The 24000-nt window shown below is 68.6% G+C and carries 26 protein-coding genes and 1 pseudogene; 12 read left to right on the plus strand and 15 right to left on the minus strand.

The genetic code is table 11. The annotated features are described in order from the left end of the window. The first annotated feature begins 5 nt into the window (after positions 1-5). From KHU32_RS04340 to KHU32_RS04355, 4 genes are all read left to right on the plus strand, one after another. Positions 6-968, plus strand: coding sequence for a Bug family tripartite tricarboxylate transporter substrate binding protein (locus KHU32_RS04340; protein WP_213668793.1), 963 nt, complete (start codon positions 6-8; stop codon positions 966-968). 6 nt (positions 969-974) lie between these two features. Then, positions 975-1154 (plus strand): hypothetical protein, encoded by a 180-nt coding sequence (locus tag KHU32_RS04345; protein WP_213668794.1) that lies wholly within the window; start codon positions 975-977, stop codon positions 1152-1154. A gap of 58 nt (positions 1155-1212) precedes the next feature. Then, positions 1213-2838, plus strand: a complete 1626-nt coding sequence (locus KHU32_RS04350; RefSeq protein ID WP_249680545.1) for a long-chain-fatty-acid--CoA ligase — start codon at positions 1213-1215, stop codon at positions 2836-2838. 76 nt (positions 2839-2914) lie between these two features. Further along, entirely contained in the window at positions 2915-3244 is a 330-nt protein-coding gene (locus tag KHU32_RS04355) for an NIPSNAP family protein (RefSeq protein ID WP_213668795.1), read from the plus strand. A 68-nt stretch (positions 3245-3312) separates the two neighbouring features. Here the strand turns inward: KHU32_RS04355 and KHU32_RS04360 are convergent, their stop codons facing one another. Continuing rightward, positions 3313-4041 carry a superoxide dismutase gene (locus KHU32_RS04360; RefSeq protein ID WP_213668796.1) on the minus strand — a complete coding sequence of 243 codons (729 nt, stop codon included), beginning with the start codon at positions 4039-4041 and terminating at the stop codon, positions 3313-3315. 160 nt (positions 4042-4201) lie between these two features. Between KHU32_RS04360 and KHU32_RS04365 the strand changes: the two genes are divergently transcribed. Continuing rightward, complete coding sequence (locus KHU32_RS04365) at positions 4202-5212, plus strand: enoyl-CoA hydratase/isomerase family protein (protein WP_213668797.1); 1011 nt, start codon at positions 4202-4204, stop codon at positions 5210-5212. Between the two features lie 27 nt (positions 5213-5239). On the opposite strand, the gene KHU32_RS04370 is transcribed toward KHU32_RS04365, so the two are convergent. The 4 genes from KHU32_RS04370 to KHU32_RS04385 all read right to left on the minus strand — a co-directional run bounded on the left by KHU32_RS04370 (position 5240) and on the right by KHU32_RS04385 (position 10239). Beyond that, complete coding sequence (locus tag KHU32_RS04370) at positions 5240-7456, minus strand: amylo-alpha-1,6-glucosidase (RefSeq protein WP_213668798.1); 2217 nt, start codon at positions 7454-7456, stop codon at positions 5240-5242. An 8-nt stretch (positions 7457-7464) separates the two neighbouring features. Continuing rightward, positions 7465-8559: a glycosyltransferase family 4 protein gene (locus tag KHU32_RS04375; protein WP_213668799.1), complete on the minus strand. Its 1095-nt coding sequence runs from the start codon at positions 8557-8559 to the stop codon at positions 7465-7467. A gap of 117 nt (positions 8560-8676) precedes the next feature. After that, positions 8677-9588, minus strand: coding sequence for a DMT family transporter (locus KHU32_RS04380; protein ID WP_213668800.1), 912 nt, complete (start codon positions 9586-9588; stop codon positions 8677-8679). Between the two features lie 96 nt (positions 9589-9684). After that, entirely contained in the window at positions 9685-10239 is a 555-nt protein-coding gene (locus tag KHU32_RS04385) for a histidine phosphatase family protein (RefSeq protein ID WP_213668801.1), read from the minus strand. A 108-nt stretch (positions 10240-10347) separates the two neighbouring features. On the opposite strand from KHU32_RS04385, the gene KHU32_RS04390 reads away from it, so the two are divergent. Continuing rightward, a complete protein-coding gene (locus KHU32_RS04390) occupies positions 10348-11016 on the plus strand; it encodes a Tim44/TimA family putative adaptor protein (RefSeq protein ID WP_213668802.1) in 669 nt (222 codons plus the stop codon). Positions 11017-11036: 20 nt separating this feature from the next. Here the strand turns inward: KHU32_RS04390 and KHU32_RS23005 are convergent, their stop codons facing one another. The 5 genes and pseudogenes from KHU32_RS23005 to KHU32_RS04410 all read right to left on the minus strand — a co-directional run bounded on the left by KHU32_RS23005 (position 11037) and on the right by KHU32_RS04410 (position 14378). Further along, on the minus strand, positions 11037-11237 hold the full coding sequence (locus KHU32_RS23005) for a DUF1003 domain-containing protein (RefSeq protein WP_249680546.1): 201 nt from the start codon (positions 11235-11237) through the stop codon (positions 11037-11039). A gap of 16 nt (positions 11238-11253) precedes the next feature. After that, positions 11254-11526: pseudogene (locus KHU32_RS23515) on the minus strand (DUF1003 domain-containing protein); the annotation flags it as partial. A 77-nt stretch (positions 11527-11603) separates the two neighbouring features. Further along, positions 11604-12494, minus strand: coding sequence for a prephenate/arogenate dehydrogenase family protein (locus KHU32_RS04400; protein ID WP_213668803.1), 891 nt, complete (start codon positions 12492-12494; stop codon positions 11604-11606). Continuing rightward, positions 12484-13575: a histidinol-phosphate transaminase gene (gene hisC / locus KHU32_RS04405; protein ID WP_213668804.1), complete on the minus strand. Its 1092-nt coding sequence runs from the start codon at positions 13573-13575 to the stop codon at positions 12484-12486. Before hisC ends, KHU32_RS04400 begins: the two co-directional genes overlap by 11 nt. After that, complete coding sequence (locus KHU32_RS04410; protein ID WP_213668805.1) at positions 13572-14378, minus strand: chorismate mutase; 807 nt, start codon at positions 14376-14378, stop codon at positions 13572-13574. The genes hisC and KHU32_RS04410 overlap by 4 nt, the downstream gene beginning before the upstream one ends. Before the next feature lie 113 nt (positions 14379-14491). On the opposite strand from KHU32_RS04410, the gene metX reads away from it, so the two are divergent. The 5 genes from metX to KHU32_RS04435 all read left to right on the plus strand — a co-directional run bounded on the left by metX (position 14492) and on the right by KHU32_RS04435 (position 18669). Further along, on the plus strand, positions 14492-15640 hold the full coding sequence (gene metX / locus KHU32_RS04415; protein ID WP_213668806.1) for a homoserine O-acetyltransferase MetX: 1149 nt from the start codon (positions 14492-14494) through the stop codon (positions 15638-15640). Further along, positions 15637-16203 (plus strand): DinB family protein, encoded by a 567-nt coding sequence (locus KHU32_RS04420; RefSeq protein ID WP_213668807.1) that lies wholly within the window; start codon positions 15637-15639, stop codon positions 16201-16203. The genes metX and KHU32_RS04420 overlap by 4 nt, the downstream gene beginning before the upstream one ends. A gap of 39 nt (positions 16204-16242) precedes the next feature. Beyond that, on the plus strand, positions 16243-16839 hold the full coding sequence (gene metW / locus KHU32_RS04425; protein ID WP_213669665.1) for a methionine biosynthesis protein MetW: 597 nt from the start codon (positions 16243-16245) through the stop codon (positions 16837-16839). A gap of 215 nt (positions 16840-17054) precedes the next feature. Next, positions 17055-17777, plus strand: coding sequence for an acetoacetyl-CoA reductase (gene phbB / locus KHU32_RS04430; RefSeq protein ID WP_213668808.1), 723 nt, complete (start codon positions 17055-17057; stop codon positions 17775-17777). Next, on the plus strand, positions 17755-18669 hold the full coding sequence (locus KHU32_RS04435; RefSeq protein WP_213668809.1) for a hypothetical protein: 915 nt from the start codon (positions 17755-17757) through the stop codon (positions 18667-18669). Before phbB ends, KHU32_RS04435 begins: the two co-directional genes overlap by 23 nt. Positions 18670-18703: 34 nt before the next feature. Here KHU32_RS04435 and KHU32_RS04440 read toward each other — a convergent pair whose 3' ends face one another. The 3 genes from KHU32_RS04440 to KHU32_RS04450 all read right to left on the minus strand — a co-directional run bounded on the left by KHU32_RS04440 (position 18704) and on the right by KHU32_RS04450 (position 20815). Continuing rightward, the gene (locus tag KHU32_RS04440; protein WP_213668810.1) at positions 18704-18988 is read right to left on the minus strand and encodes a hypothetical protein; all 285 of its coding nucleotides are present in this window, start codon (positions 18986-18988) and stop codon (positions 18704-18706) included. A gap of 97 nt (positions 18989-19085) precedes the next feature. Continuing rightward, positions 19086-20414, minus strand: coding sequence for an ammonium transporter (locus KHU32_RS04445; RefSeq protein WP_213668811.1), 1329 nt, complete (start codon positions 20412-20414; stop codon positions 19086-19088). Between the two features lie 62 nt (positions 20415-20476). Continuing rightward, positions 20477-20815: a P-II family nitrogen regulator gene (locus KHU32_RS04450; RefSeq protein ID WP_213668812.1), complete on the minus strand. Its 339-nt coding sequence runs from the start codon at positions 20813-20815 to the stop codon at positions 20477-20479. 228 nt (positions 20816-21043) lie between these two features. Between KHU32_RS04450 and KHU32_RS04455 the strand changes: the two genes are divergently transcribed. Then, the gene (locus KHU32_RS04455) at positions 21044-22288 is read left to right on the plus strand and encodes an FAD-dependent monooxygenase (RefSeq protein WP_213668813.1); all 1245 of its coding nucleotides are present in this window, start codon (positions 21044-21046) and stop codon (positions 22286-22288) included. A gap of 81 nt (positions 22289-22369) precedes the next feature. On the opposite strand, the gene KHU32_RS04460 is transcribed toward KHU32_RS04455, so the two are convergent. Continuing rightward, positions 22370-22987, minus strand: coding sequence for an ABC-type transport auxiliary lipoprotein family protein (locus KHU32_RS04460; RefSeq protein WP_213668814.1), 618 nt, complete (start codon positions 22985-22987; stop codon positions 22370-22372). Next, entirely contained in the window at positions 22984-24000 is a 1017-nt protein-coding gene (locus KHU32_RS04465; protein ID WP_213668815.1) for an MlaD family protein, read from the minus strand. The genes KHU32_RS04460 and KHU32_RS04465 overlap by 4 nt, the downstream gene beginning before the upstream one ends.

Below are 24000 nucleotides of genomic sequence, written 5' to 3' on the forward strand. Positions count from 1 at the left end.
TGGCCATGAATTCACGCCGCGCCCTGCTGGCCGCGCCCGCTTTGCTCGCTTTGCCTGCCTCGGCGCAGGAAGCCTACCCCTCGCGCGCCGTCGCCATCGCCTCGGGCTACGCGCCGGGCGGCGTCACAGACGTCACGAGTCGCGCCGTCGCCGAGCGGATGGGGCGCGAGCTCGGCGTGCCCGTGGTGATCGAGAATCGCGTGGGCGCCGCCACCGCCGTCGCCAATACCTACGTCGCGCAGGCGCGGCCCGATGGCTACACGCTGCTGATGGGCACCTCGACCCTCGCGATCAATCCGGGGCTGCAGCCCAGCCTCACCCCGCGTGAGCCGATGCGCGAGCTGGTGCCCGTCGGCATGATCTTCCGTTCGGCCTTCGCGCTGCATGTGCATCCCAGCCTGCCGGTGCGCAACACGGCGGAGTTCATCGCCTATTGCCACGCCAATCCGGGCAAGGTGAATTTCGGCAGCAGCGGCACGGGCGCGGTGAACCACCTGGCGCAGGCGCTGCTCGCCTCCCGCGCCAATCTCGACGTGGTGCACGTTCCCTTCCGCGGCGGCACGCCCGCGCTGATCGAGCTGCGCGCCGGCCGCATCCACGCGATGTTCCAGGCCCTGCTGGAGGCGATTCCGACGCTGCGCGAGGGCCAGACACGCGGCCTCGCCATCTCCTCCACCACGCGCAACACGCTGGTGCCGGACCTGCCGCCCGTCGCCGATACGGTGCCCGGCTTCGAGGCGGTGTTCTGGCAGGGCCTCTTCGCGCCCGTCGGCACGCCGGAGCCCGTGGTCCGGAAGCTGAGCGCCGCGCTGAACGCCGCGACGGAAGATCCCGCCCTGCGTTCCCGGATGGCGGAGCAGGGTGTAGAGTTGGTCACCGGCGACGCCGCCTATCTGCGTGACCTGCTCGCCCGCGAGACCACCATGTGGGGCGACCTGATCCGCAGCGCCAACCTTCGTGCGGAGTAGACTGCGATGAAATTTGCCCTTCCCCTGCTGCTGGCCCTCGCGCTCGGCGCCTGCGACTCGCTCGACACCTCGCCGGGCTCGTCGGGCGTGCCTGATACCGCCATCGGCCCGATGAACTTCACGCGCGGCCAGATCACCACCGGCGGCCAGGTGATCATGGACCGCGAGATGGCGCCGCGGCGCTAGCTTTCGCCCCATCGGGCCGCCATGATGCTCCCAACAAAGGACTTTCAGGGAGGTTCACATGCGCGGCCTGATGCAGGAGCACCAGCTCCTCGTCTCGTCGATCCTGCGCCACGCGGCGCGGCATCATCGTGGCGCCAAGATCGTCTCCGTCGATCCGGAAGGCGTTGCGAGCCGCGCAGGCTGGCCTGACGTCGCCCTCGGCGCCGCCAGGCTGGCCCAGGCGCTGACGCGCCTCGGCGTGAAGCCGGGCGACCGCGTCGCGACGCTCGGCTGGAACTCCCGCGAGCACCTCGAGCTCTACTACGCCGTCTCGGGCATGGGCGCGGTGCTGCACACGGTCAATCCGCGCCTCTTCGCCGACCAGATCGCCTATATCCTCGAGGATGCGCAGGACGTCCTGGTCTTCGTCGACCCCGCGGTGCTGCCGGCGCTGGTGGCGGTGGCCGGTCGCCTGCCCGCCTCGGTGCGCGCCGTCGTGCTGATGCGTCCCGCCGCCGTGCCGGACCTGCCCGTGGAAGTGCTGGAGCAGGGCGCGCTCTGCGCCGCGGAATCGGGCGACTACACCTGGCCCTCCTTCGACGAGCGCTCCGCCTCCTCGCTTTGCTACACCTCGGGCACGACGGGCATGCCGAAGGGCGTGCTCTACTCGCACCGCTCCACCGTGCTGCACGCCATGGGCGCCATCCAGCCCGACGCCTTCGCGCTGGCGGCGGTGGATGTGGCGATGCCGGTGGTGCCCATGTTCCACGTGAACGCCTGGGGCATTCCCTATGCGGCGCCCATGGCCGGCGCCTCGCTCGTGCTGCCGGGGCCGAAGCTGGATCCCGCCAGCTTGTTCAAGCTGTTCGAGACCGAGGGTGTCACCTTCTCCGCCGGCGTGCCGACGATCTGGACGCTGATGCTGCAATGGCTGCGCGAGGATCCCTCCCGCCGCTTCGCGAAGCCGCCGCGGCTGGTGGTGGGTGGCACGGCGCTGCCCGTCGCGGTCACGGCGGGTTTCCTGAAGGAATACGGCGTGCCGATCCTGCATGCCTGGGGCATGTCGGAGATGAGTCCGCTCGGCAGCCTCAACGCGCTCAAGCCCGAGAATGCCGGCTGGGACGAAGACCGCCAGCTCGACTACGGCCGCAAGCAGGGCCGTGCCCTCTTCGGCGTGGATTTCCGCGTGCTGGATGGCGACGGCCAGCCCATCGCGGAGGACGGCGTGGCCTTCGGCGAGCTGGAGGTCCAGGGCCCCTGGGTCGCCGGCAGCTACTTCCACCGCGACAACGACCCGGCCTTCACGCCCGATGGCTGGTTCCGCACCGGCGACGTGGTGACGATCGACGCGCTGGGGGAGATCGAGATCGTCGATCGCGCGAAGGACGTCATCAAGTCGGGCGGCGAATGGATCAGCTCCATCACGCTCGAGAACCTGGCGCTGGCACATCCGGACGTGGCGCTGGCCGCCGCCATCCCGGTGCATCACCCGAAATGGGACGAGCGGCCGCTGCTGCTGGTCGTGGCGCGGCCGGGCACGGAGCCCACGGCCGAGAGCATCCTGGCGGTGCTGGAGGGCAAGGTCGCGAAATGGTGGATGCCCGACCGCGTGGAGTTCGTGGAGACGCTGCCCCTGACGGCCACGGGCAAGCTGTGGAAGGCGGAGCTGAAGCGGCAGTTCAAGGACTATTCCCTGCCTGGCTGACCGCCTCGGCCGGGGGCGGAGTAGACAGGACCCGCGTGCCGGGGATGATGCGCGCTTTCCACCGGGGAACCGTCACATGATCGTCGACATCCGCATCTACACCTGCCTGCCGAACCGCATGAATGAGTTCGTGAAGCTCTACGAGGAGAAGGCCTGGCCGCTGCAGACCAAGTATCTGGAGAACTGCCTGGGCTGGTACACGACCGTGGAGGGCGAGCTGAACACCGTCGTCCATCTCTGGGCCTATAAGGACCAGGGCGACCGCGAGCAGCGCCGCACCGCCATGGCGGCCGACCCCGCCTGGGGCGAGTTCCTCGCCGCCGTCGGCAAGGCCGGCTGCCTGGTGAAGATGGAGAACCGGATCGGCAAGGAAGCGCCGCACTTCACCGCCTGGAAGGCGAAGTAAGAAGAAAGGGGGCTCAGGCCCCCTTCACCGGCCAGGGCTACGCGCTCTGGCCGCCTGCCTGCGAGGGGTCAGACCTTCAGCGTGCCCGCCGTCGCCGCCTGGTAGCGTGCGCCGATCTTCGCCCAGTCCAGCACATCCCACCACTTGCCGACATATTCGTTCCGGCGGTTCTGGTAGCGCAGGTAGTAGGCGTGCTCCCAGACGTCGTTGCCCATCAGCGCGCGCTGGCCGTCCATCAGCGGGCTGTCCTGGTTCGGCTTCGTCGTCAGCGCCAGCCGGCCCTCGCGCGTCACCGTGACGAAGGCCCAACCCGAGCCGAAGACGCCCATCGCCGCGGCATTGAAGCGGTTCTTGAAGTCGCCGAAGCCGCCCAGGTCGCGGTCGATGGCGGCCTTCAGCGGGCCCGTGGGCTCGCCGCCAGCGCCGCCCATGATCTCCCAGAACATCGTGTGGTTGGCATGGCCGCCGCCGAAGTTGCGCAGGCGGGTGCGCAGCGCCTCGGGCGCCTGGCTCACCTGCATCACCAGCTCGTCCAGCGGCAGGCGCGCCAGGGCGTCCTGGCCGGCGACGGCGGCGTTCAGGCCGTTGACATAGGCCTGGTGGTGGAAGCGCCAATGCAGCTCCATCGTGCGCGCGTCGATGGCGGCCTCGTTCTTGTCGAAGCCATAGCCGAGCTGGGGCAGGGTGAAGGGCCCGGAGGGCGGTGTCGGCGCCTGCGCGAAGGAGGGGCGGGACAGTGCGGCAAGGCCAAGTCCAGCCGCGCTGAGAAGCAGTCCGCGGCGTCGAAGGATGCTCATATCTCGTCTCCTGCTTGAGGGGCGGCACCGAGGCCTGCCAGCGAAACACCTATAGACGGCCCAGGGCGGCATCCCGGGTTAAATCCCGGATGGCCGGGCCGGCTTGCCACGCCCGCCCCCCCGCGCTACCGGCGGGCAAACCACATTCCGAGGACCCAAGATGAGCGAAGCCAGCCTGATCCTGAACCGCGAAGGCGCCGCCGGCACTCTCCTGATGAACCGGCCCAAGGCCCTGAACGCGCTGGATATCGGCATGATCCGGGACTTCGCCAGGGCCATCGCCGAGTGGAAGGACGACGCCTCGGTCAAGCTGGTCATCCTCGAGGGCGCGGGTGGCCGGGCCTTCTGCGCCGGCGGCGACGTGCGCGCCGTCCGCGAGGCGGCCATCGCCGGCGACCGCGCGCCGGTCGCCGCCTTCTTCACCGAGGAATATGCGGTGAACGAGGGCATCGCCCTCTTCCCCAAGCCCTGGGTCTCGCTGATCGACGGCGTCTGCATGGGTGGCGGCATCGGCCTCGCCATCCATAACGGCCCGCGCGTGGTGAGCGAGCACGCGCTGCTCGCCATGCCGGAGACCGCCATCGCGCTCTTCCCCGATGTCGGCACCAGCTACATCCTGCCGCGCCTGCCCAACTCGGTCGGCACCTGGCTCGCGCTGACCGGCGCGCGGCTGAGCGGCGCCGATGCGGTGCATGCCGGCCTCGCCACCCATTTCGTCCCGCGCGAGAAGATGGCCGCGCTGCGCGCCGCCCTGGTCGAGACCGGCGACGCCAAGGTCGTCGACCAGTTCGCCGAGCCGGCGCCGGAGCCCAGCTTCGCCCCGCACATGGAAGCCATCGGCCGCTGCTTCTCGATGGACAGCATGCTCGGCATCATCGATGCGCTGGAGGCTGAGGACACCGAGTGGTCCGCCGCCCAGATCAAGACCCTGCGCCGCATGTCGCCGACCAGCCTCAGCGTCTCGCTGGAGCTGCTGCGCCGCGGCGCCAAGCTGGACCTGCGCGGCTGCCTCGACGAGGAGCTGAAGCTGACGCGCAGCGTGGTGCACGACCATCCCGACTTCCGCGAGGGCGTGCGCAGCGTGCTCGTGGACAAGGACGGCAAGCCCGAATGGTCCCCGAAGACGCTGGAAGAGGTCCAGCCGGAGCAGATCCTCAGCCTCTTCCGCTGAACGGAAACGAGGGGGGCAGCGCCCCCCTCAGCTCGTCGCCATCACGCGGATCGGCCCCCGCCGGTCCGTCACGTCGACCAACACCTGCGTGCCGGAGCGCCGCAGATTGACGTCGACCGACCGGCCGTCGATGGCGAGGTTGCGCAGCGTCACCTCATCCAGGAAATCCGGCAAGGCGGGTTCCTCGAAAGTGATGCGCGACTGCTCGGGGTCGAAGCCGAGGCCGAGGCAAGCCTGCATCATCAACAGGGGCGCCCCCGCCGCCCAGGCCTGCGGCGCACAGGCCACGGGATAGAAGGTCGGCCCCTGGGTGCGCTGCCGCGGAAAGCCGCAGAAGAGCTCGGGCAGCCGGCGCAGGTCGATATAGGTCGAGGCGCCGAACATGCCCTCGAAGATCCTCACCGCCTCGCGCTTGAAGCCGTAGCGCGCGAAGCCCGCCGCGATCAGTGCATTGTCGTGCGGCCAGACCGAGCCGTTGTGGTAGCTCATCGGATTGTAGCGCGCTTCCGTCGCCGCCACCGTCCGCACGCCCCAACCGCAGAAGAAGCAGGGCGACATCAGCGTGTCGACCACGGACTTCGCGCGCTCCGGCAGGGCGAGGCCGGTGAGCAGGACGTGCCCGGCATTGGAGGTCAGCACGCGGCACGGCTTCTTCTGCCCGTCCAGTGCGATGACGTAGGTGCCCAGCGCCTTGTCGAAGAAATGCGCGTCGAAGGATTTGCGCAACTTCGCCGCCAAGCCCTCGTACTCCGCAGCGAGATCAGCGAAGCCCAGCCGATGCGCGATCTCGGCGGCCGACTGCCAGGCGCCGTAGACATAGGCCTGCACCTCTGCCAGCGCGATAGGCCCCTTCGCGAGCGTGCCATCCGCGTGGAAGACGGAATCGTGGCTGTCCTTCCAGCCCTGGTTGATCAGGCCGTCATCCGTCTGGCGCCCGTATTCGACGAAGCCGTCGCCGTCGCGGTCGCCGTAGTCGCTGATCCAGGACAGGGCGGCCTGCAGGTTCGGCCAGATCCGCCGTACCGTCACCAGATCGGCCGTGCGCCGCAGATAGGCGCCGGCCAGCATGACGAAGAGCGGCGTGGAATCGACGCTGCCGTAGTAACGGCGGAAGGGCACCTCGCCGAGCTGGGCCATCTCGCCGTGCCGCACCTCGTGCAGGATCTTCCCCGGCTCCGCGTCCGCGGCCGGATCGACCGCCGTGGCCTGGTTCGCCGCCAAATGCCCCAGCACGCCGCGGGCGATGGCCGGGTCCATCCACAGCGTTTCCAGCGCCGTGATGATCGCATCGCGGCCGAAGACGGCGCTGAACCAGGGAATGCCGGCATAGGGGTAGGGCCCCTCCGGCGTCTCGGTCATGAGCATGTAGAGGTCCGCGACGGAGCGGCGCGCCGCCTCGTTGAAGATCTCGTTGGAGCTGACGATCGATGCAGCGCGCGAGGAAGCGTTGCGCAGCGCGCGCCGCGCGTCGCGCAGGCCGGTGAAGAAAGCGCGCCGGGGCGGCAGGTTGCGCAGCCCTTCCGAGCCGCAATCCACTTCCAGGAAAAGCGCCTGGGTCGCGCGCGGCGCCAGCTCGATCTCGAAGACGGCGCGGTTTCCCGTGAGGCGCGTGGGCAGGGGATCGAAGGCGAGCAGCGTCGTTCGCCGCTCCTTGTCGAGGCCGGTGTAGCTCAGCGTGACGTGGTTGCCGCTGACCTCAGGCGCGTGCATCTCGCCGCGCTTCTCCCGCGCCGTGCCCCGTACCTCGAAGAGGTCGGCGAAGTCCGCCTCGAAGGCGAGCTCGACCGAGACCTTGCGCGTCTCCTCGTCGTAGTTGCGCAGTACCAGCCGCTCGAAGCTCGTCGCGTTCCAGAGAAAGCGGGAGCGCCGCAGATGAACGAGGTCATGGCCCAGCACCATCGCCCCATTGGCATCGAAGAGATCGGGATTGGTGAGGTCGCAGGTGAGGGTGGCGTTGTCCTCCCGCAGCGTGGAGCTCAGCAACATGGGCCGCGCGCCGTCGAGCGTGAGGTAGAGGTGGGACAGGTGCCGCGTGTCGCGGTGATAGACGCCCTCCGGGCTACCGGGCCCGGCATGCGCATCGCCATTGTGGTCGAAGAGCGCGAAGGTGTCGTCATGCTTCAGGATCCGCGGGCGCCGCTCCTGCAGGGAAGCGGCGGCGGGGACGAAGAACTGCGCGACCGGCGAGGCATTGGCGGGAGGGCCGCCCTGCGCGACGGTCTCGCCGCTGCCTTTTTCGTTCACGGGGCCGCTCAGGCGACGACCTGCAGGTCGAGATCGTCGCCCCTCAGGCGCCGGAGCCGTGCCGCGTTGCGCCGGGCACCCGCGAGATCGCGGTAGATGCGCACGTAGTCAGACGCCATGCGCGAGGCCGAGAAGCGCTCCTCGAAGCAGGCCCGGACCTGGGAACGGCTTATATGGTCGAGCTGCCCGACCGCCTCCACCGCCTCGTCCATGCCGTTCACGATGAAGCCCGACATGCCGTGGTCGATGACCTCGGGCACGGAGCCGCAGTTGAAGGCGATGACCGGCGTGCCGCAGGACATGGCCTCGATCATCACGAGGCCGAAGGGCTCTGGCCAGTCGATGGGAAAGACCAGCGCGCGCGCATTGCCGAGGAACTCAGCCTTCTGCTGCTCGTTGATCTCGCCGATGTAATGGACGTTGTCATGCGCGGCGATGAGCGGCGCGATCGTCTCGTCCCAATAGGCCTGGTCCACCCGGTCCACCTTGGCCGCGATGCGCAACTCCTGCCCCGATCGCGCGGCGATCTCGATGGCGCGATCCGGCCGCTTCTCGGGTGAGATACGGCCCAGGAAGGCGAGGTAGCCGCCCGCCCCGCGCGCCTTGTAGGGCAGCAGGTCGGCCGGCAGCCCGTGATAGACGGTGCCAGCCCAGTTCACCGGCGGCATCGGACGGCGCTGGTCGTCCGAGATGGAGACCAGCGGCACCTCGGAGAAGGTGCGGAAGAAGGGCTGCAGGTCCGGCATGTCGAGGCGACCGTGCAGCGTGGTCAGGGTGCGGTCCGCGAAGTCGCGGATCAGCGGGTAGTGGAAGATGTCCGTGTGGAAGTGCAGCACGTCGAAATCGTCGAAGCGCTTCCGCACCTCCTCCAGCATGAGGACGTGGTAGGGAATGAAGTCCTTGACCGCCGGGTTCAGCCGCAGCGCCATCTCCGTGCAGGGCACGAGCGTCGCATTCGTCCTGGAATCACCGCTCGCGAAGAGCGTCACCTCATGTCCCTGCCGGACGAGCTCGTCGGTCAGGTAGGCGACGATCCGTTCGGTACCGCCGTAGAACTTGGGGGGGCATGCCTCGGCGAGCGGGGCGATCTGGGCGATCTTCATGGACGTCTCCGAGGGAGGGGGAGCCCCTCACCGGGTAGAACGCGCCGGCGACCCATTCAGCGGCATGCGATTTTCCGAAACTCGGGGATATCCGCGACCCGCAGCGCCGCGCCGCCTTCATCTGAGGGCGCCGACCAGCACCAGCACCACGCCGGAAACCAGGGTCAGCGCACCCAGCACGTCCTTCGTCTTCAGGCGCTCGCCGAGGAAGAAGCGGCTGAACAGCAAGGTGAAGATGATCTCCGACTGGCCCACCGCGCGCACCATCGCGACCGGCGCCAGCGAGAAGCCCACGAACCAGCAGCTGGAGCCGAAGGCCGACAGCGCGCCGACCTGCATCGAGTTCCGCCAGGTGCGGAAGACGGCCAGCAGCTGCTTCGGCTCGCGGAGCAGGAGCCAGCCGCCCTGCAGCAGCGTCTGGATGACGTTGGTAACCACGACCGAGAAGAGCGCCTTCAGGATCGCATCCTCGCCCGGCAGGGTCATGTTCGCCTTGCGGATGAAGATCGAGGTCAGCGCGAAGCAGAAGCCCGCGCCGATGCCGCAGAGCGCCGCCGGCTGCGTCGTGGCCCGCAGGATATCCGCCCCCTTCAGGCCGCGCCCCGCCAGGCTCAGATACATCACGCCCGAGAGGCTGACCGCGATGCCGAGCCAGGAGAGGGCGGGAAGCACCTCGCCCAGCAGGATGACGGCGATGACCGCGGCCTGGACCGCCTCCGTCTTCGAATAGGCCGTGCCCACGGCGAAGCCGCGCGGACCGAAGGAGGAGATCAGCAGGTTGGTGCCGAAGATCTGCCCGATGCCGGCCAGGGCGCAGAGGCCGATGAAGCCGAGGTTCACCGGCCCGAAGCTTCCCCCCATGATCAGCCAGTAGGTCAGCAGGATCATGAGGCCGAAGGGCACGCCGTAGAGGTAGCGTACGACCGCCGCCCCATTGAGGGAAAGCTGGCCGCGAAGGCGCTGCTGGAGGGCGGTGCGCCAGCACTGGAACAGCGCGGCGGAGAGGGTGATGAAGACCCAGAGCGGCAAGTGCGGAACCCCTTGATGGCCGCAGCTTAGCCAAGCTTCCCCGCGCCGCCAGCGGGGCGGGCCGTCAGGCGCGCGCCCTGTGGCGGGCTCGGCGCCTCAGTGCCGCCAGGCGAGCTCCCGCGGCGGGCCGATGGTCGGGTCGGCCTCGAGGATCTCGCCATTCGTCACCGACTTGCCGGTGAAGGCAAGGATGAAGCCCCAATGCGAGACGACCAGCGTGTGCGCCCAGTCGTCCAGCGCCGCCATCTCGGCCCGGAACAGGGCCGCGCGCTCCATGATCTGCTCCTGCGGCTCCTCGATGGCGGGCCACCACACCTCGTCGAGGGCGTGGAAGGCCACGTCCGGCCAGTCGGCGCGGAGCTGGCTGATGGGCGAGCCGACGTCGCAGACGAAGGCGTAGCGCTCGCGCACCGTCGGCGTCACCGTGAGCGGCAGGCCCAGCCGGCGGCCGATCGGCGTCGCGGTTTCGAGCGCGCGGGTGTAGGGAGAGACGATGATCCGGCGGATATCGCGCCCGGCCAGCACCTCGGCGGCCTGCGCCGCCTGCTCATGGCCCAGCGGCGTCAGCCGGGGATCGACGATTCCGGGGTCGACCCGGGTCGCCGAAAAGTGGAGGTTGAACTCGCTCTGTCCGTGGCGCAGGAAGATCATGCTCCGAGGCGTAGCCGGTGATCCGGGGAGTGGGCAAGCGGGTCTTTACCCAACGAGACATTGCAGCGGGGCCATGCACCGCCTAAGTAGAGAAGCCTGGAGGTGTTGATGCAGGGCGGTTTTCCCATCGATCTGATCTTGTTCGCGATGGTCGCGGCCTTCCTGGTCCTGCGCTTGCGCAGCGTGCTGGGCAAGCGCCAGGGCTATGAGCGTCCGCCGGCCGCGCCTGGCGTGCCGGAGGCTCGTTCCACCCGCGTCGAGAACGTGAACGACGATATCGTGCCGCTGCCGCGGACGGATGGCGCACGCCGCGTCGTGCCGCCCACGTCGAGCGCCGCGGGCCAGAACCTGTCACGCATCGCCGCGGCCGATCCCGCCTTCAACGCCGAGGCCTTCCTGGACGGCGCCGAGGGTGCCTTCCGCATGGTCGTCTCGGCCTTCGCCCAGGGCGACCGCCAGACCCTGCGCAGCCTGCTCTCCGACGACACCTATGCCGGCTTCGAGCAGGCAGTGACGGCCCGCGAGAATGCGGGCGAGCAGCAGCGCACCGAGATCCGCGCCATGCAGGAGATCGGCGTCGAGGACGCGGCGCTGAACGGCAATGTCGCCGAGGTGACGGTGCGCTTCGTCTCCGACCAGGTGAACATCACCACGCGCAACCAGGAGATCGTCGCCGGCGCCGATGCGGTGACCGAGGTGGTCGATATCTGGACCTTCCAGCGCGACGTGTCCCAGAAGGACCCGACCTGGCGCCTGACCGCGACGCGGAGCGCCTAGGCGCTCCGTCTCCGCCGGGATCATTCCTCTCCCGCGCGATGCTCCGTCAGATGGGCGGAGAGCTTCTCGATGATCGCCAGCATCTTCACGATCTCCTGCTCGCGGAGCGAATCAAGCTTCGCGTGCAGCGCCTCGATCTCGAGCTCGGCCTTCACGTTCACCTTGTAGTCGAACTCGGCGTTCCGGCGGTCGATCTCCGATTGCCGGTTCTGGCTCATCATGATCGATGGGCGCGGTGTAGGCCGCCTGGAAGGACAGGGCGAGGTTCAGCAGGATGAACGGGTAGGGATCCCATCGCAGGACGTATCCCGTGACGTTCAGCACGATCCAGACCACCAACAGACCGCTCTGGATGATGATGAAGCGCCAGGAACCAACGGTTGCCGCCACCCAGTCGGCGACGCGCTGGCCGGTGCTGGAGCCGGGCGGGCGCAGGCTGCGGGCCGGCCGCTGGGCGCGCAGCGCCAGGAGCTCCGCCCTGTCCTCGGCGGTGAAATGGGAGTGGGGCATCGGCGGGAACCGTCGGCTGTTTCCCGCAGGATATGGGCTTCGGCGCCCGCCGGCGCAGGAAGAACCTGCGCCGGGCCTCAGGCCTGCTTGTGCTCGATCAGTTCCTTGCGGATCTTCCGGCCGCGCTCGATGCGGTCGACGATGAAGTCCTCCTGGCCCCAGCGGATGGCGCGACCGAAAGCCTGCGCGTCCTCGGTGAAGCGAGCCAGCATCTCCAGCACCGCCGGGCGGTTGTTCAGGAAGACGTCGCGCCACATGGCCACGTCGCTGCCGGCGATGCGCGTGAAGTCGCGGAAGCCGGAGGCGGCGAATTTCAGCACGCTCTCGCGCGTCTCTTCCGAGAGGTCGTCGGCCGTGCCGCAGATGGTGAAGGCGATGAGGTGCGGCAGGTGCGAGACGATGGCCACGACCTTGTCATGCGTCGCCGCGTCCATGCATTCGATCATGGCGCCGCAGCGGTGCCACATCTCGCGCAGCGTGGCGATGGCGGCCGGGTCGGTGCCCTCGGGCGGTGTCAGGATGGTGTAGCGGCCCTCGAAGAGGGCGGAAAAGCCGGAATCCGGGCCGGAGAACTCGGTGCCGGCCATGGGATGGGCGGGGACGAGGTGCACGCCCTCGGGCAGCAGCGGCTGCAGGTCGCGCAGGACGGAGCCCTTGGTGGAGCCCACGTCGCTGAGAATGGCGCCCGGCTTCAGGTGCGGCGCGATCTGCGCCATCACCCCGGCATAGGCGCCGACGGGCACGCAGAGGATCACGCAGTCGGCACCCTCGACGGCCTGGGCCGGATCTTCCTCCACGCGGTCCGCGAAGCCGAGCTCACGCACGCGGGCCAGGGTGCTGGCGCTGCGGGCGCTGACCACGACCTCGCGGGCGATGGCGCCCGTCTCCCGCGCGCGGCGGGCGATGGAACCGCCGATGAGGCCCGCGCCGATCAGGCAGAGCCGGTCGAAGAGGGGTTCAGCCCCCATCGCGCATGAAGGCCGTCAGCGCCTCCGCGACCAGGGTGCATTCCTCGGCGGTGCCCACGGTGATGCGCAGGCACTGGGCGAGGCCGTAGGCGCCCATGGCGCGCACGATCAGGCCGCGCTGACGCAGATAGGCATCGGCCGCCTTCGCCTTCTCCGGCGCGCCGAAATCGGCCAGGAAGAAGTTGCAGTGGCTTGGCCAGACCTTGATGCCCGCCGCCTCCAGCGCCGCGCTGAGCTTGCCGCGCCATTCGGTGTTGTGCGCGACCGACTTCTCGAGCCAGCCCTTCTCCGCCAGGGCCGCGATACCGGCGGCCTGGGCCGGGGCGTTCACGTTGAAGGGCCCGCGGATGCGGCCGACCACGTCCATGACCTGCTTCGGCATATAGGCCCAGCCGAGCCGCGCGCCGCCGAGGCCGAAGATCTTGCTGAAGGTGCGCGTCATGACCGTGTTGCCGCTGGCATCCACCAGGGCCTGGCCGGGATCGAAGTCCGGCTCGGTCACGTATTCGGCATAGGCCGCGTCCAGCACCAGCAGGATATCGCCGCGCAGGCCGGCGCGCAGGCGGCGCACCTCGGCATTGGGCAGCAGCGTGCCGGTCGGGTTGTTCGGGTTGGCCAGGCAGACGATGCGCGTCCGCGGGCCGACCGCGGCGAGGATCCCGTCCACATCGGCGGTGAGGTTCTTCTCGGGCACCTTGATGACCTGGCAGCCGGCATAGCGGCCGGTCAGGTCGTACATGGTGAAGCCGTGGGCCGACATGATCAGCTCGGTGCCCTCGCCGCCATAGGCGAGGATCAGATAGGCCAGCAGCTCGTCCGAGCCGTTGCCGCAGACGATGCGGGCGGGGTCGAGGCCGAAGCGCGCGCCGATGGCCTCGCGCAGCGCCGTCGCATTGCCGTCCGGATAGCGGTGCAGCTCCTTCGCCAGGGCCGCATAGGCCTCCATGGCGGCCGGCGGCGGCCCGAAGGCGCCCTCGTTGCTGGAGAGCTTCACGATCCGGTTCACGCCCGGGATCTTCGACTCGCCGCCGATATAGGGCTCGATCGAGAGGATGGAGGGACGGGGGTTAAGGGCGTTCATGTCTTCGCTCCTCGTTCGGGCACGGCATAGCGGCCGAGGATGACGGCGTCGGGCGGGGCTTCGCCCATGGTCTCGATCAGCGCGCGGGTGAAGCCTTCCTCGCGCCGCATGGCGACGACGCGCCCGGTGCCCGAGAGGGTCGCCAGCGCGGCCCGGCTCGGCTCGCCCTGGACCTCGAGGCGCAGCAGCGTGGCGTCATGGCCGGAAGGATCAGCCGAGTGCAGGCCGATCACGGCGGCCTCCAGCGGCGGCTCGCGGTCGCTGTAGAAGGGCAGGCGGGCGATCACCGAGAGGTGCGTGGGGTCGAAATGCGCCCACCATTCCTCGGCGTTGCGGTCGCTCTCATGTGGCCAGGGAAGGATGGCGATGCTCGCATCCCGGGAGCCAAGGGCGGCGAGGGCCGCGTGGAGCGAGGGGTGCTGGCGCTGCGGCGTGTTGACGCCGAAATGCTCCGCCGCCAGCCGGCCCAGGGCCGGATCGGCGGGCAGGGCGATCGAGAACTGGCTCTGCTGAGCCACGGAGCTGGCGAAGAGCTCACGCCAAAGACGCACCAGGGCGGTCGGCGGCAGGGGACCGCTGTGCCGTCCGAGGAGGCGCCGCAGGATCGCGGCCTCGCGTCCGGGGCGCAGCACCGTCCCCGTGGGCTTCGCGCCGCCGCTGGCCAGGCGATGCACCACCTCGGAGCGACGGATCAGGATATCCTGAAGGGCGTCGTCGAGCGCGTCGATCTCCGCGCGCACGGCGGCGAGGTTGTCGAGGGCGGTGTCGCGGGGGGTCGCGCTGGGCGTCGGGGCGTCGGGCATGGGTGACATGACGCATAGCCGCGCCGCCGCGTCGCGCCAAGGCGCCACGACAGAAGGTGTGGCCCGGCCGACACGTTGCGGCCCCCGGGGGCAGGCCTTATCTCCCCTCAGGCATGGAGCAGACCGCCCCCTTTCCGGTGATCGAGCATCAGCGGGCCGTGTTTCCCGAAGGGGTCACGCTGGATTGCGGCGCGGTGCTGCGGCCCCTTTCCGTCGCCTATCGGACCTATGGCACGCTGAACGCCGCGCGGAGCAACGCCGTCCTGGTCTGCCATGCGCTGACCGGCGACCAATACGTGGCCGAGCGCCAGCCGCTGACCGGCCGGGGCGGCTGGTGGGAGGCGCTGGTGGGCCCGGGCAAGCCGGTCGACACGGACCGCTTCTTCGTCATCTGCGCCAATGTGCTGGGCGGCTGCATGGGCTCCACCGGCCCGGGCGAGGAGATGACGGACGAGAACGGCGTGCCGCAGGGCCGCCCCTGGGGCACGGATTTCCCCAGCGTCACCATCTGCGACATGGTCCGGGCGCAGAAGAAGCTGGTGGAGAAGCTGGGCGTCGACCGGCTGCTGGCGGTGATCGGCGGCTCCATGAGCGGAATGCAGGTGCTGGAATGGGCGGCGACCTATCCGGAGGCCGTCTTCGCCGCCGCCCCCATCGCCGCCGCGACGCATCATTCGGCGCAGAACATCGCCTTCCACGAGGTGGGCCGCGCGGCCATCCACTCCGACCCCGACTGGAAGGGCGGCCGCTACTGGGAGGACGGGCGCATCCCGGCCCAGGGCCTGTCGGTGGCGCGCATGGTCGCGCACATCACCTATCTTTCCGAAGCCGCGCTCACGCGGAAATTCGGGCGGCGGCTGCAGGGCGCCTCGGCGGTGACCTTCCTCGAGGACGTGTTCCAGGTCGAGAGCTACCTGCGCCACCAGGGCAGCACCTTCGTGCGCCGCTTCGACGCGAACTCCTACCTCACCATCACCCGTGCGATGGACTATTTCGACCTGGCGAACGAGCACGGCAGCGTGACCGCGGCCTTCGCCAACACGCCCACGCGCTTCTTCGTGGCGAGCTTCTCCTCGGACTGGCTCTTCCCCACGAGCGAGAGCCGCGCGCTGGTCCGCGCGCTCAATGCCGCCGCGGCGCCGGTCAGCTTCATCGAGATCCCGACCGACAAGGGCCACGACGCCTTCCTGCTCGACGAGCCGGAATTCCACCGCGCGATGGGCGGCTTTCTCGCCGGCGCAGCCCGGGCCCTGGGCGTATGAGCGCCTATCCCGCAACGGTCTATTTCGCCGCCCAGGCGCGCAACAACGCCTGGGCGAACCACCGGCTGCTGAAGGCCTGCGCGCGGCTGTCGCAAGAGGAGTTCGAGGCGACGCGCACGAGCTTCTTCCCCTCCATCAAGGCGACGCTGAACCACATCCTGGTCGTCGGCCGCTTCTACGTGGACGCGATGGAGGGCGGCACGCTCGGCCCCGCCGCCTTCGCCGACCCGCTTCCCTGCGCGACGGCGGCCGAGCTGCATCGCGCGCAAGGGGAGCTGGACCGCCGTCTCCTCGCCTGGTGCGAGGCGCTGGACGATCCCGGCCGCATCGTCGAGGTGCATCGCGGCACGCGCATCCAGCGCGAGCGCGCGGACCGGCTGCTGCTGCATTGCTTCGAGCACGACATCCATCATCGCGGGCAGGTGCATGCCATGCTCTCCGGCACTTCCGTGAAGCCGCCGCAGCTCGACGAGTTCTTCTCGGTTGGCGAGGCGCCGCTGCGCGCCGGCGACTTCGCCGAGCTCGGCTGGACGGAAGCCGACATCTGGCCGGAGACGCGCTGACCAATGCCCGAGGCGCCCGTCCAATACGTCGCGAAAAACATGCGGCTCGACCTGCGGCTCATCGCGGAGATGATTCCGCCCAATGTCCGCGTTCTGGATATCGGCTGCGGCGACGGCGCGCTGATGGCGCAGCTCGCCACCAAGGGCGTGGATGCGCGCGGCATCGAGATCGACATGCAGGCCGCGACCGAAGCCGTGTCCCAGGGCCTCGCCGTGATCCATGGCGATGCCGACAACGACCTCGCCTTCTATCCCGACCAGGCCTTCGACTACGTCGTGCTGAGCCGCACGCTGCAGGCCGTCGAGAAGCCGCGCGAGGTGCTGCGCCAGATGCTGCGCATCGGCCGCCACGCGATCGTGAGCTTTCCCAATTTCGGCCATTGGGAGATGCGGCTGAAGCTGCTCTTCGGCGGCCGCATGCCGGACACCGAGACCTGGTCGCGCCCCTGGTACGAGACGCCCAACATCCACCCCTGCACCATCCTCGACTTCCTCGCGCTGGCGGAGATGGAGGGCTACGTGATCGAGCACTGGCTTGCCGTGGACGAGAAGGGGCTGAAGGCGCCGTGGCGCCGCTCCGTGCGCCTCGCCAACCTCTTCGGGGAGCAGGCGCTCTTCCAGCTCCGGCGCGGATGATGCGCGCGGCGTGACGCCTGCGCGGCAGTGCGTGGGCAGGTCATCAAAACGTCTTTCCATGCCGAGGCGACCGGCGGATTGACGCCGCGTCCCGTCCTCGCCGCAGCGCACGACGAATGTCTGGTTTCGCCGCAGGCCATTCGCTACAGCTTGCAGGTAAGATCGCGCAACGACACAGGCGGCTTCGCCACGCGATCGAGCGGGAGGAACGCGACATGGTACGTGTGGCATTGGTGACTGGTGGTCAGCGCGGCATCGGCGCTGCGATCAGCGAGGCCCTGCAGGCAGCAGGCCGCAAGGTCGTCGCGAATTACGCCGGCAACGACGCCGCCGCCCAGGCCTTCACCGAGCGCACGGGTATCCCCTGCATCAAGTTCGACGTTTCCGACTTCGATCAATGCGTGGCGGCGATCGCGAAGATCGAGGTCGAGCACGGGCCGGTCGAGATCCTGGTGAACAATGCCGGCATCACGCGCGACGCGGTGATGAAGCGACTCGACCGCAAGATGTGGGACGAGGTGATCGATACCAACCTCGGCTCCTGCTACAATCTCTGCAAGGCCGTCTGGGACAGCATGAGCGCGCGCAAGTTCGGGCGCATCGTGAATATCGGCTCGATCAACGGGCAGGCGGGCCAGTACGGCCAGGTGAACTACGCCGCCGCGAAATCGGGCATCCACGGCTTCACGAAGGCGCTGGCTCAGGAAGGCGCGCGCGCGCAGATCACCGTGAACGCGATCGCGCCCGGCTACGTCGATACCGAGATGGTGCGCGCCGTGCCGCCGGAAGTGCTGGAGAAGATCATCGCGCGCATCCCGCGCGGGCGCCTCGGCACCGCGCAGGACATCGCGCGCGGCGTGCTGTTCCTCACCGCGGATGATGCGGATTTCGTCACGGGGTCGACGCTGTCGATCAATGGCGGCCAGCACATGTATTAGAAAATATAAATGTTTACGACACCCATTATTCTTCAAAAAAGAAAACATATATTATCGTCTGTTACGTCTTGAGGCGAGGCCTGACGGTTCGATATTGATAATTATTGATCGTCAGCCCTCACTAAAATCTGGTGGATTAACTTTAAGGCATGGAAACATAGAAATAGACCCAGAAAAAGTCGGCGAAATAGTCCATCATGGGAAATTTACTTGCCATGTCACCGGACAGGTAAATTACTACAAAAATGGCACGTCAAAACCACACATAACATACATTGATCCGTTATATAAATTAACTGAATTTAGCGTAATCGGATTCTATTCTGTTCCGTGTATAAGCAGACTTGATAAATATTATGAGAAAATAGATAAAACGAATATTTTGCCAATTATGGTGCCGCCAACCCACACAGGAAGATTTTCCTTTCGTTTTTCTCTTTCGCCAAATGAAAATATTAAAAATTCTGATTCGCTTATTGTAAAATATGAATTGTATTCTCTCGTAATCGAGCCAATTAATATAGAAATCCCAGCGGAAATGGCAGGCCATTTTGTTGTCGGGAATATAGATTCGGGAAAATATAATAACCGACAGGTGAATATAGATCATGCGGAGTTGGAGTTTCACAAGCGCATTCTCAAGGGCGCCCCTCCTATATACCGAGAAGCGGCAGGATCATATATTGTTTTTGCTGAAGTTCCGATGCGAATCCCCCCGAAATTAACAGTAAAATTTGATCACCCATCGCTGTCCGCAGAACAAATTTCGATCGAGGGAAATACCCCGAACGTCCACAAGATTAGATTTTGGATAAGAGATGCGGGAGGTAGGAACAAAAAAGACGACCTTCGCCGTCATATAATTTCTGTAGAATTAGACGCGGAAATGTAATTTTCGTTTCCGACATTTATTCTAAATCATCGTTTCAGATGAACTGCCCTCGCAAAAAACCCAACGCGGGCAGCGGCGTCCATTTCTTCGGAAGGTCGGAACGACGGATCGGCGCCACCGAGTAATGCGGCAGCGGCTGCTTCGAGCGGAGCAGGAAATCCTCATAGGCCCGCACCTGCTGCGCGCGCCACGCCCGGTCCTCCAGGGCGGCGGTCCGGCTGCGGAAAATCTCGGCGATGCGATTGGCGCGCCCCACGGTCGCCACCACGGCCCACAAGCTATCTTCGTCGCCCCTCGGAAGGGCCGCGATGTCCCGCATGATCCCAGTGAAGATCGTCCCGGGGCGCCGGGTCAAGCGGCAAGAAAAAGGCGCCGGAGGTCTCCCCCCGGCGCCTGATTTTCCCTCGTAGGAGGGTTCAGCCCAGCCGTTCGCCGTGCTGCGTGACGTCGAGGCCCTCGCGCTCCTCCTCCTCGCTCACGCGCAGGCCGATGATCACGTCCACGACCTTCAGCAGGATGGCCGTGGCCACCGCCGTGAAGACGAAGACCGCCGCCACCGCCTGGAACTGGATGAGCAGCTGGCCCATCGAGCCCGACACGCCGGCCGGTGCCGCTTCCGTGGCCGAGAGCGGGCCATAGGCCAGCACGCCCGTCAGCAGCGCGCCCAGGATGCCGCAGACGCCGTGCACGCCGAAGGCGTCCAGGCTGTCGTCATAGCCGAGCCAGTGCTTGAGGGCCGTCGCGCCCCAGAAGCCGGCCAGGCCCGCCACGATGCCGAGCAGGATGGAAGCGCCCGGCAGCACGAAGCCCGCCGCCGGCGTGATGGCGACGAGACCCGCCACCGCGCCCGAGATCACGCCGAGCACGGAGGGCTTACCCTTGATGGCCCATTCCGCGACCATCCAGCTCAGCGCCGCCGCGGCGGCCGCCGTGTTGGTCACCAGGAAGGCCATGCCCGCGCGGCCGCTCGCGCCGCCGGCCGAGCCCGCGTTGAAGCCGAACCAGCCCACCCACAGCAGCGCCGCGCCGATGACCGCGAAGGCGAGGTTGTAGGGGGAGAGGTTCTCCGTGCCGTAGCCCACGCGCTTGCCGAGGATCAGCGCGCCGACCAGGCCCGCGACGCCGGCATTGATGTGCACGACCGTGCCGCCCGCGAAGTCGAGCGCGCCGAGGCCGAAGATCCAGCCATTCGGGTGCCAGACCCAATGCGCGACCGGCGAATAGACCAGCAGCGTCCAGAGCGCGACGAAGACCATGAGGGCCGAGAACTTGATGCGATCGGCCAGGGCGCCGGTGATCAGCGCGGCGGTGATCACCGCGAAGGTGCCCTGGAAGGCCACGAACACACTCTCGGGGATGGTGAAGGCCACGGCGTCGGGGCCCGAGCCGAGGCTGAAGGGCTTGTCCCAATTCTCCGCGATGCCGCCGAGCAGCAGCTTGGAGACGTCGCCGATATAGGCACCGCCCTCACCGAAGGCGAGGCTGTAGCCGATCACGACCCAGAGGACGGAGACCAGCGCCGTGATGGCGAAGGACTGCGCCAGCGTGGAGAGGACGTTCTTCTTCCGCACCATGCCCGCGTAGAACAGCGCGAGGCCCGGGATCGTCATCATCAGGACGATCGCCGTGGAGATGAGCATCCAGGCCGTGTCGCCCGTGTCCACCTTCGGGTCCTGCGCGAAGGCCGGCATCGAGAGGGCCAGCAGCGGGGCGGCCCCGAGCGCGCCGCGCATCCAGGATTTCATGTTCGGTAATCTCCCCAAAACCGCGCCCGACGGCGCGCGCCGATGTTGTTCGAAGCGCCGGGTCACAGCGCCGATCCGTCCGTCTCGCCAGTGCGGATGCGCAGCGCCCGCTCCAGGTCGAGAACGAAAATCTTGCCGTCGCCGATCTTGCCGGTGCGGGCGGCACCGGCGATGGCCTCGACCACCGCCTCCGCCAGCGCGTCGTCGACGGCGACCTCGATCTTGAGCTTGGGCAGGAAGCTCACCTGGTACTCCGCCCCCCGGTAGATCTCGGTCTGCCCCTTCTGGCGGCCGAACCCCTTCACCTCCGTCACGGTCAGCCCCTGCACGCCGAGCGGGGTGAGCGCGTCGCGCACCTCGTCGAGCTTGAAGGGCTTGATGACTGCCATCACGAGCTTCATCCGCCTGCCTCTTCCAATGATCCGGCCGGCGGCGGGACGGCCGCTGACCACGGGATGCCTATTCAAGTTCCGTGCCAGTTTCGAAACCCAAGGGAACGAGGCGTTTAACGACGGGTGTGCCTTCTTTTTGGGCAGCCCTCCGGGCGGGCAGGATCAGAATCGCGCCGCCTTGTGCTGGCCGGCCATCGCGGGCTCCGCGCCCGCCGCGGGATGGCGTAGGATGCCGGCATGACCGCATCCTCTTCCGCAGATCTCGAAGTCGTCGTCGCCGTCATCGGCGCGGGGCCCGTGGGCGCGACGCTCGCGGCCGCCCTGGCCGCGCGCGGCGTGCCCGCCGCGGTGATCGACGCCGCGCCGCTGCCGCCCATGGAGCTCGGCCATTTCGACGGGCGCGCCTATGCCATCGCCCTGGCCTCGCGGCGGCTGCTGGACGAGGCGGGCATCTGGGAGAGGCTGCCGACGACGCCCTGCCCCATCGAGGGGATCAAGGTCGCCGACGGGCGCGTGGGCGAAGCGCCGTCCCGGCTCGACCTGGATTTCGACGCGGCCGAAGTCGCCGGCGAGCCTTTCGGTTGGATGGTCGAGGCGCGTGCGCTCCGCGTGGCGCTGAATGCGCGGCTGCCCGGCATGGCAAACCTCCACGCCTTCGCCCCCATGACCGCGACGGTCGTCCGCGAGGCCGAGGGCGCCAAGGTCACCCTGGCCGATGGGCGCGTGATCCGCGCGCAGCTGGTGGTGGGGGCCGAGGGCCGCAACAGCCCGCAGCGCCAGGCGGCCGGCATCGGCACGGCGCGGCACGATTACGGGCAGATCGGCATGGTCGGCGCCTTCGCGCATGAGCATCCGCACCACAACCGGGCGCTGGAGCTCTTCCTGCCGGCCGGCCCCTTCGCGCAGCTTCCGCTGTCGGACCTCGGCAGCTTCGGCACCAGCGTGCTGCCGCACGCCTCCTCCTTCGTCTGGACGGAGCGGCGGGCCTCGGCCGCGAAGCTCCTGGCGCTGCCGGACGAGGCCTTCTCCCGCGAGCTGCGCCGGCGCATCGGCGATCATCTCGGCGCCATCGAGCCGATCGGCCGGCGCTGGCACTATCCGCTGACGGCCATGCACGCGACCCGCTACGTCGCCGACCGGCTGGCCCTGGTGGGCGACGCCGCGCATGGCATGCACCCCATCGCCGGCCAGGGGCTGAACATCGGCTTCCGCGACGTGACGGCGCTGGTGGAACTGGTGGCCGAGGCCCATGCGGCGGGCGCCGACGCCGGGTCTGCGGCGCTGCTGGCGCGCTACCAGGCGCGGCGGCGGCCCGACGCGCTGATGATGATCGGCGCGACGCATGTGCTGGAGAAGCTCTTCGCCAACGATATCGGGCCGGTGCGCCTGGCGCGGCGGCTGGGCATCGCGGCCGTGAACCGGATCCCCTTCCTCAAGCGCAGCTTCGCGCGGCAGGCCATGGGCCTCCCGCTGCGCGGATAACCCCTCGGGCGGCGCTCTGCAGCCTTTTGTCTTGCGAGCCTCGTTACCCGACCGGATGTTTCCATCCGATCGGGCAGGGCTCTAGCGCCGCCGGCCCTCGGCCGGAATGCTCGCAGCCAGCCACCCCTCCAGCTCGCCGAAGAGGCGCCCCAGTGCGTCCTGCATGCCGGCCGCCTGCGCCGCCGGCGTCGCCTCGGCGGGAAGCGGCGTCGTGACCTCGAAGCGCCGCTGCGCCAGGACACGGGGATCGGCGAGGCCGACGCCCTCGGCCAGCAGCAGCGCGGTCATCCCGGCGCGGGCCTGGGCCGGCTCGGCCTGCAGGGTGATCAGCTCGGCCTCCAGGATATAGGGCGTGGACAGGCGCGAGCCCGGGGCCGCCACGGCGGTGAAGGTGCCGGAGGCGATGAGCCATTCGCGCAGCGCCGCTTCCACGAGGTCCGCCGGGGGGGCCAGCCATTCGTCGTAGAAGGCGACGTCGAGCGTCCCGTCCTGCCGCACGCGGCGCAGCCCGCGCACCTCCATGCCCGGCCCGCTGCGGAGAGTGCGCAGCAGGATCGCGCCCCTGGGCGAGGACAGGCGCGGCCCGGCCGGCCGGCGCGGCTCCAGCGCGTAGCGCCGGGTCTCCAGATAGGGGCGGCTCGGCAGCACGGAGCAGCCGGCCGCCAGCAGCGGAAGGGCAAGTAGAAAGCGCCGGTTCATCGGCGGGCTCCGGTCGGGGGTGGGGCGCCCAGGATGGCTTGCGACGGCGAGCGCCGCAGCGCCTCCGTCGTTTCGCGCAGGTTCGCCGTGGTGGCGCGCAGATCGCGCAGGAGGGGGGCCAGGTCGGCCTGGAGGTCGCCGGTGGTGCCGCGCACGCCGCGCACCCCGGCCTCAAGCTGGGCGACGGTGGCGGGCAGGCGGGCCGCGGTGCGGCGCAGGTCCTGTGCGGCAGCCGCCAGGGAGGCCAGGGCACCGCGGACCTCTTCCGAGGACACGGTCGCGCGGAGCGACTCGGCGGTGCCGCGGATTTCGCTGACGGCGCCCGGGAGATCGGCCTCCTGGGCGATGCGGCGGATGTCGCGCAGCAGGGCGGTCGCCTCGCCCACGACCTGGGACAGCTCCGCGCCCTTCACCTGGTCACGCAGGTCGGTCGCCAGGCCGCTGATGGTGGCGAAAAGCGCTGCGAAATCGACGTCCTGCAGCTGCCGCATCACATTCTCCGCGGCCGTCTGGACCTGCGCGACGGTGGAGGGCACCGCCGGAACCCAGGGGTAGCGCGGCTGCCAGGGGACGGTGGGGGCGGCCGCCCCCCGATCCGCGACGAAGTCCAACTCGATATAGGAGACGCCGGTGATGCCCTGGCTCGACAGCCGGGCGCGAAGGCCGAGCGCCACCGCGTCGTCGAGCGAGGGCACGTCGCCCGTGCGCCGCAGGTCCACCGCGAAGCGCACCACCACGTTCTGGAAGGCGCCGGCGAAGGGCTGCCCCTCCGGCCGGCGGTACTCCGCCGCGGCGAGCCCGATCTCCGTGACCCGGCCGACGGCGACGCCGCGATAGCGGACGGGCGAGCCCACCTCGAGCCCCTGCACGCTCTCCCGGATATAGGTCTCCAGGACCATGTCGTTGCCCGAGAGCCGGTTCTTGGTGAGGAAGAGGACGAAGGCCAGCAGCAGGCCGACGCCCACCAGCACCATGATCCCGACCGACAGCTGAATTCTGCGTGCGCTCGCCAC

Source organism: Roseococcus pinisoli (genome assembly GCF_018413645.1).
GTDB classification, from domain to species: Bacteria; Pseudomonadota; Alphaproteobacteria; order Acetobacterales; family Acetobacteraceae; genus Roseococcus; species Roseococcus pinisoli.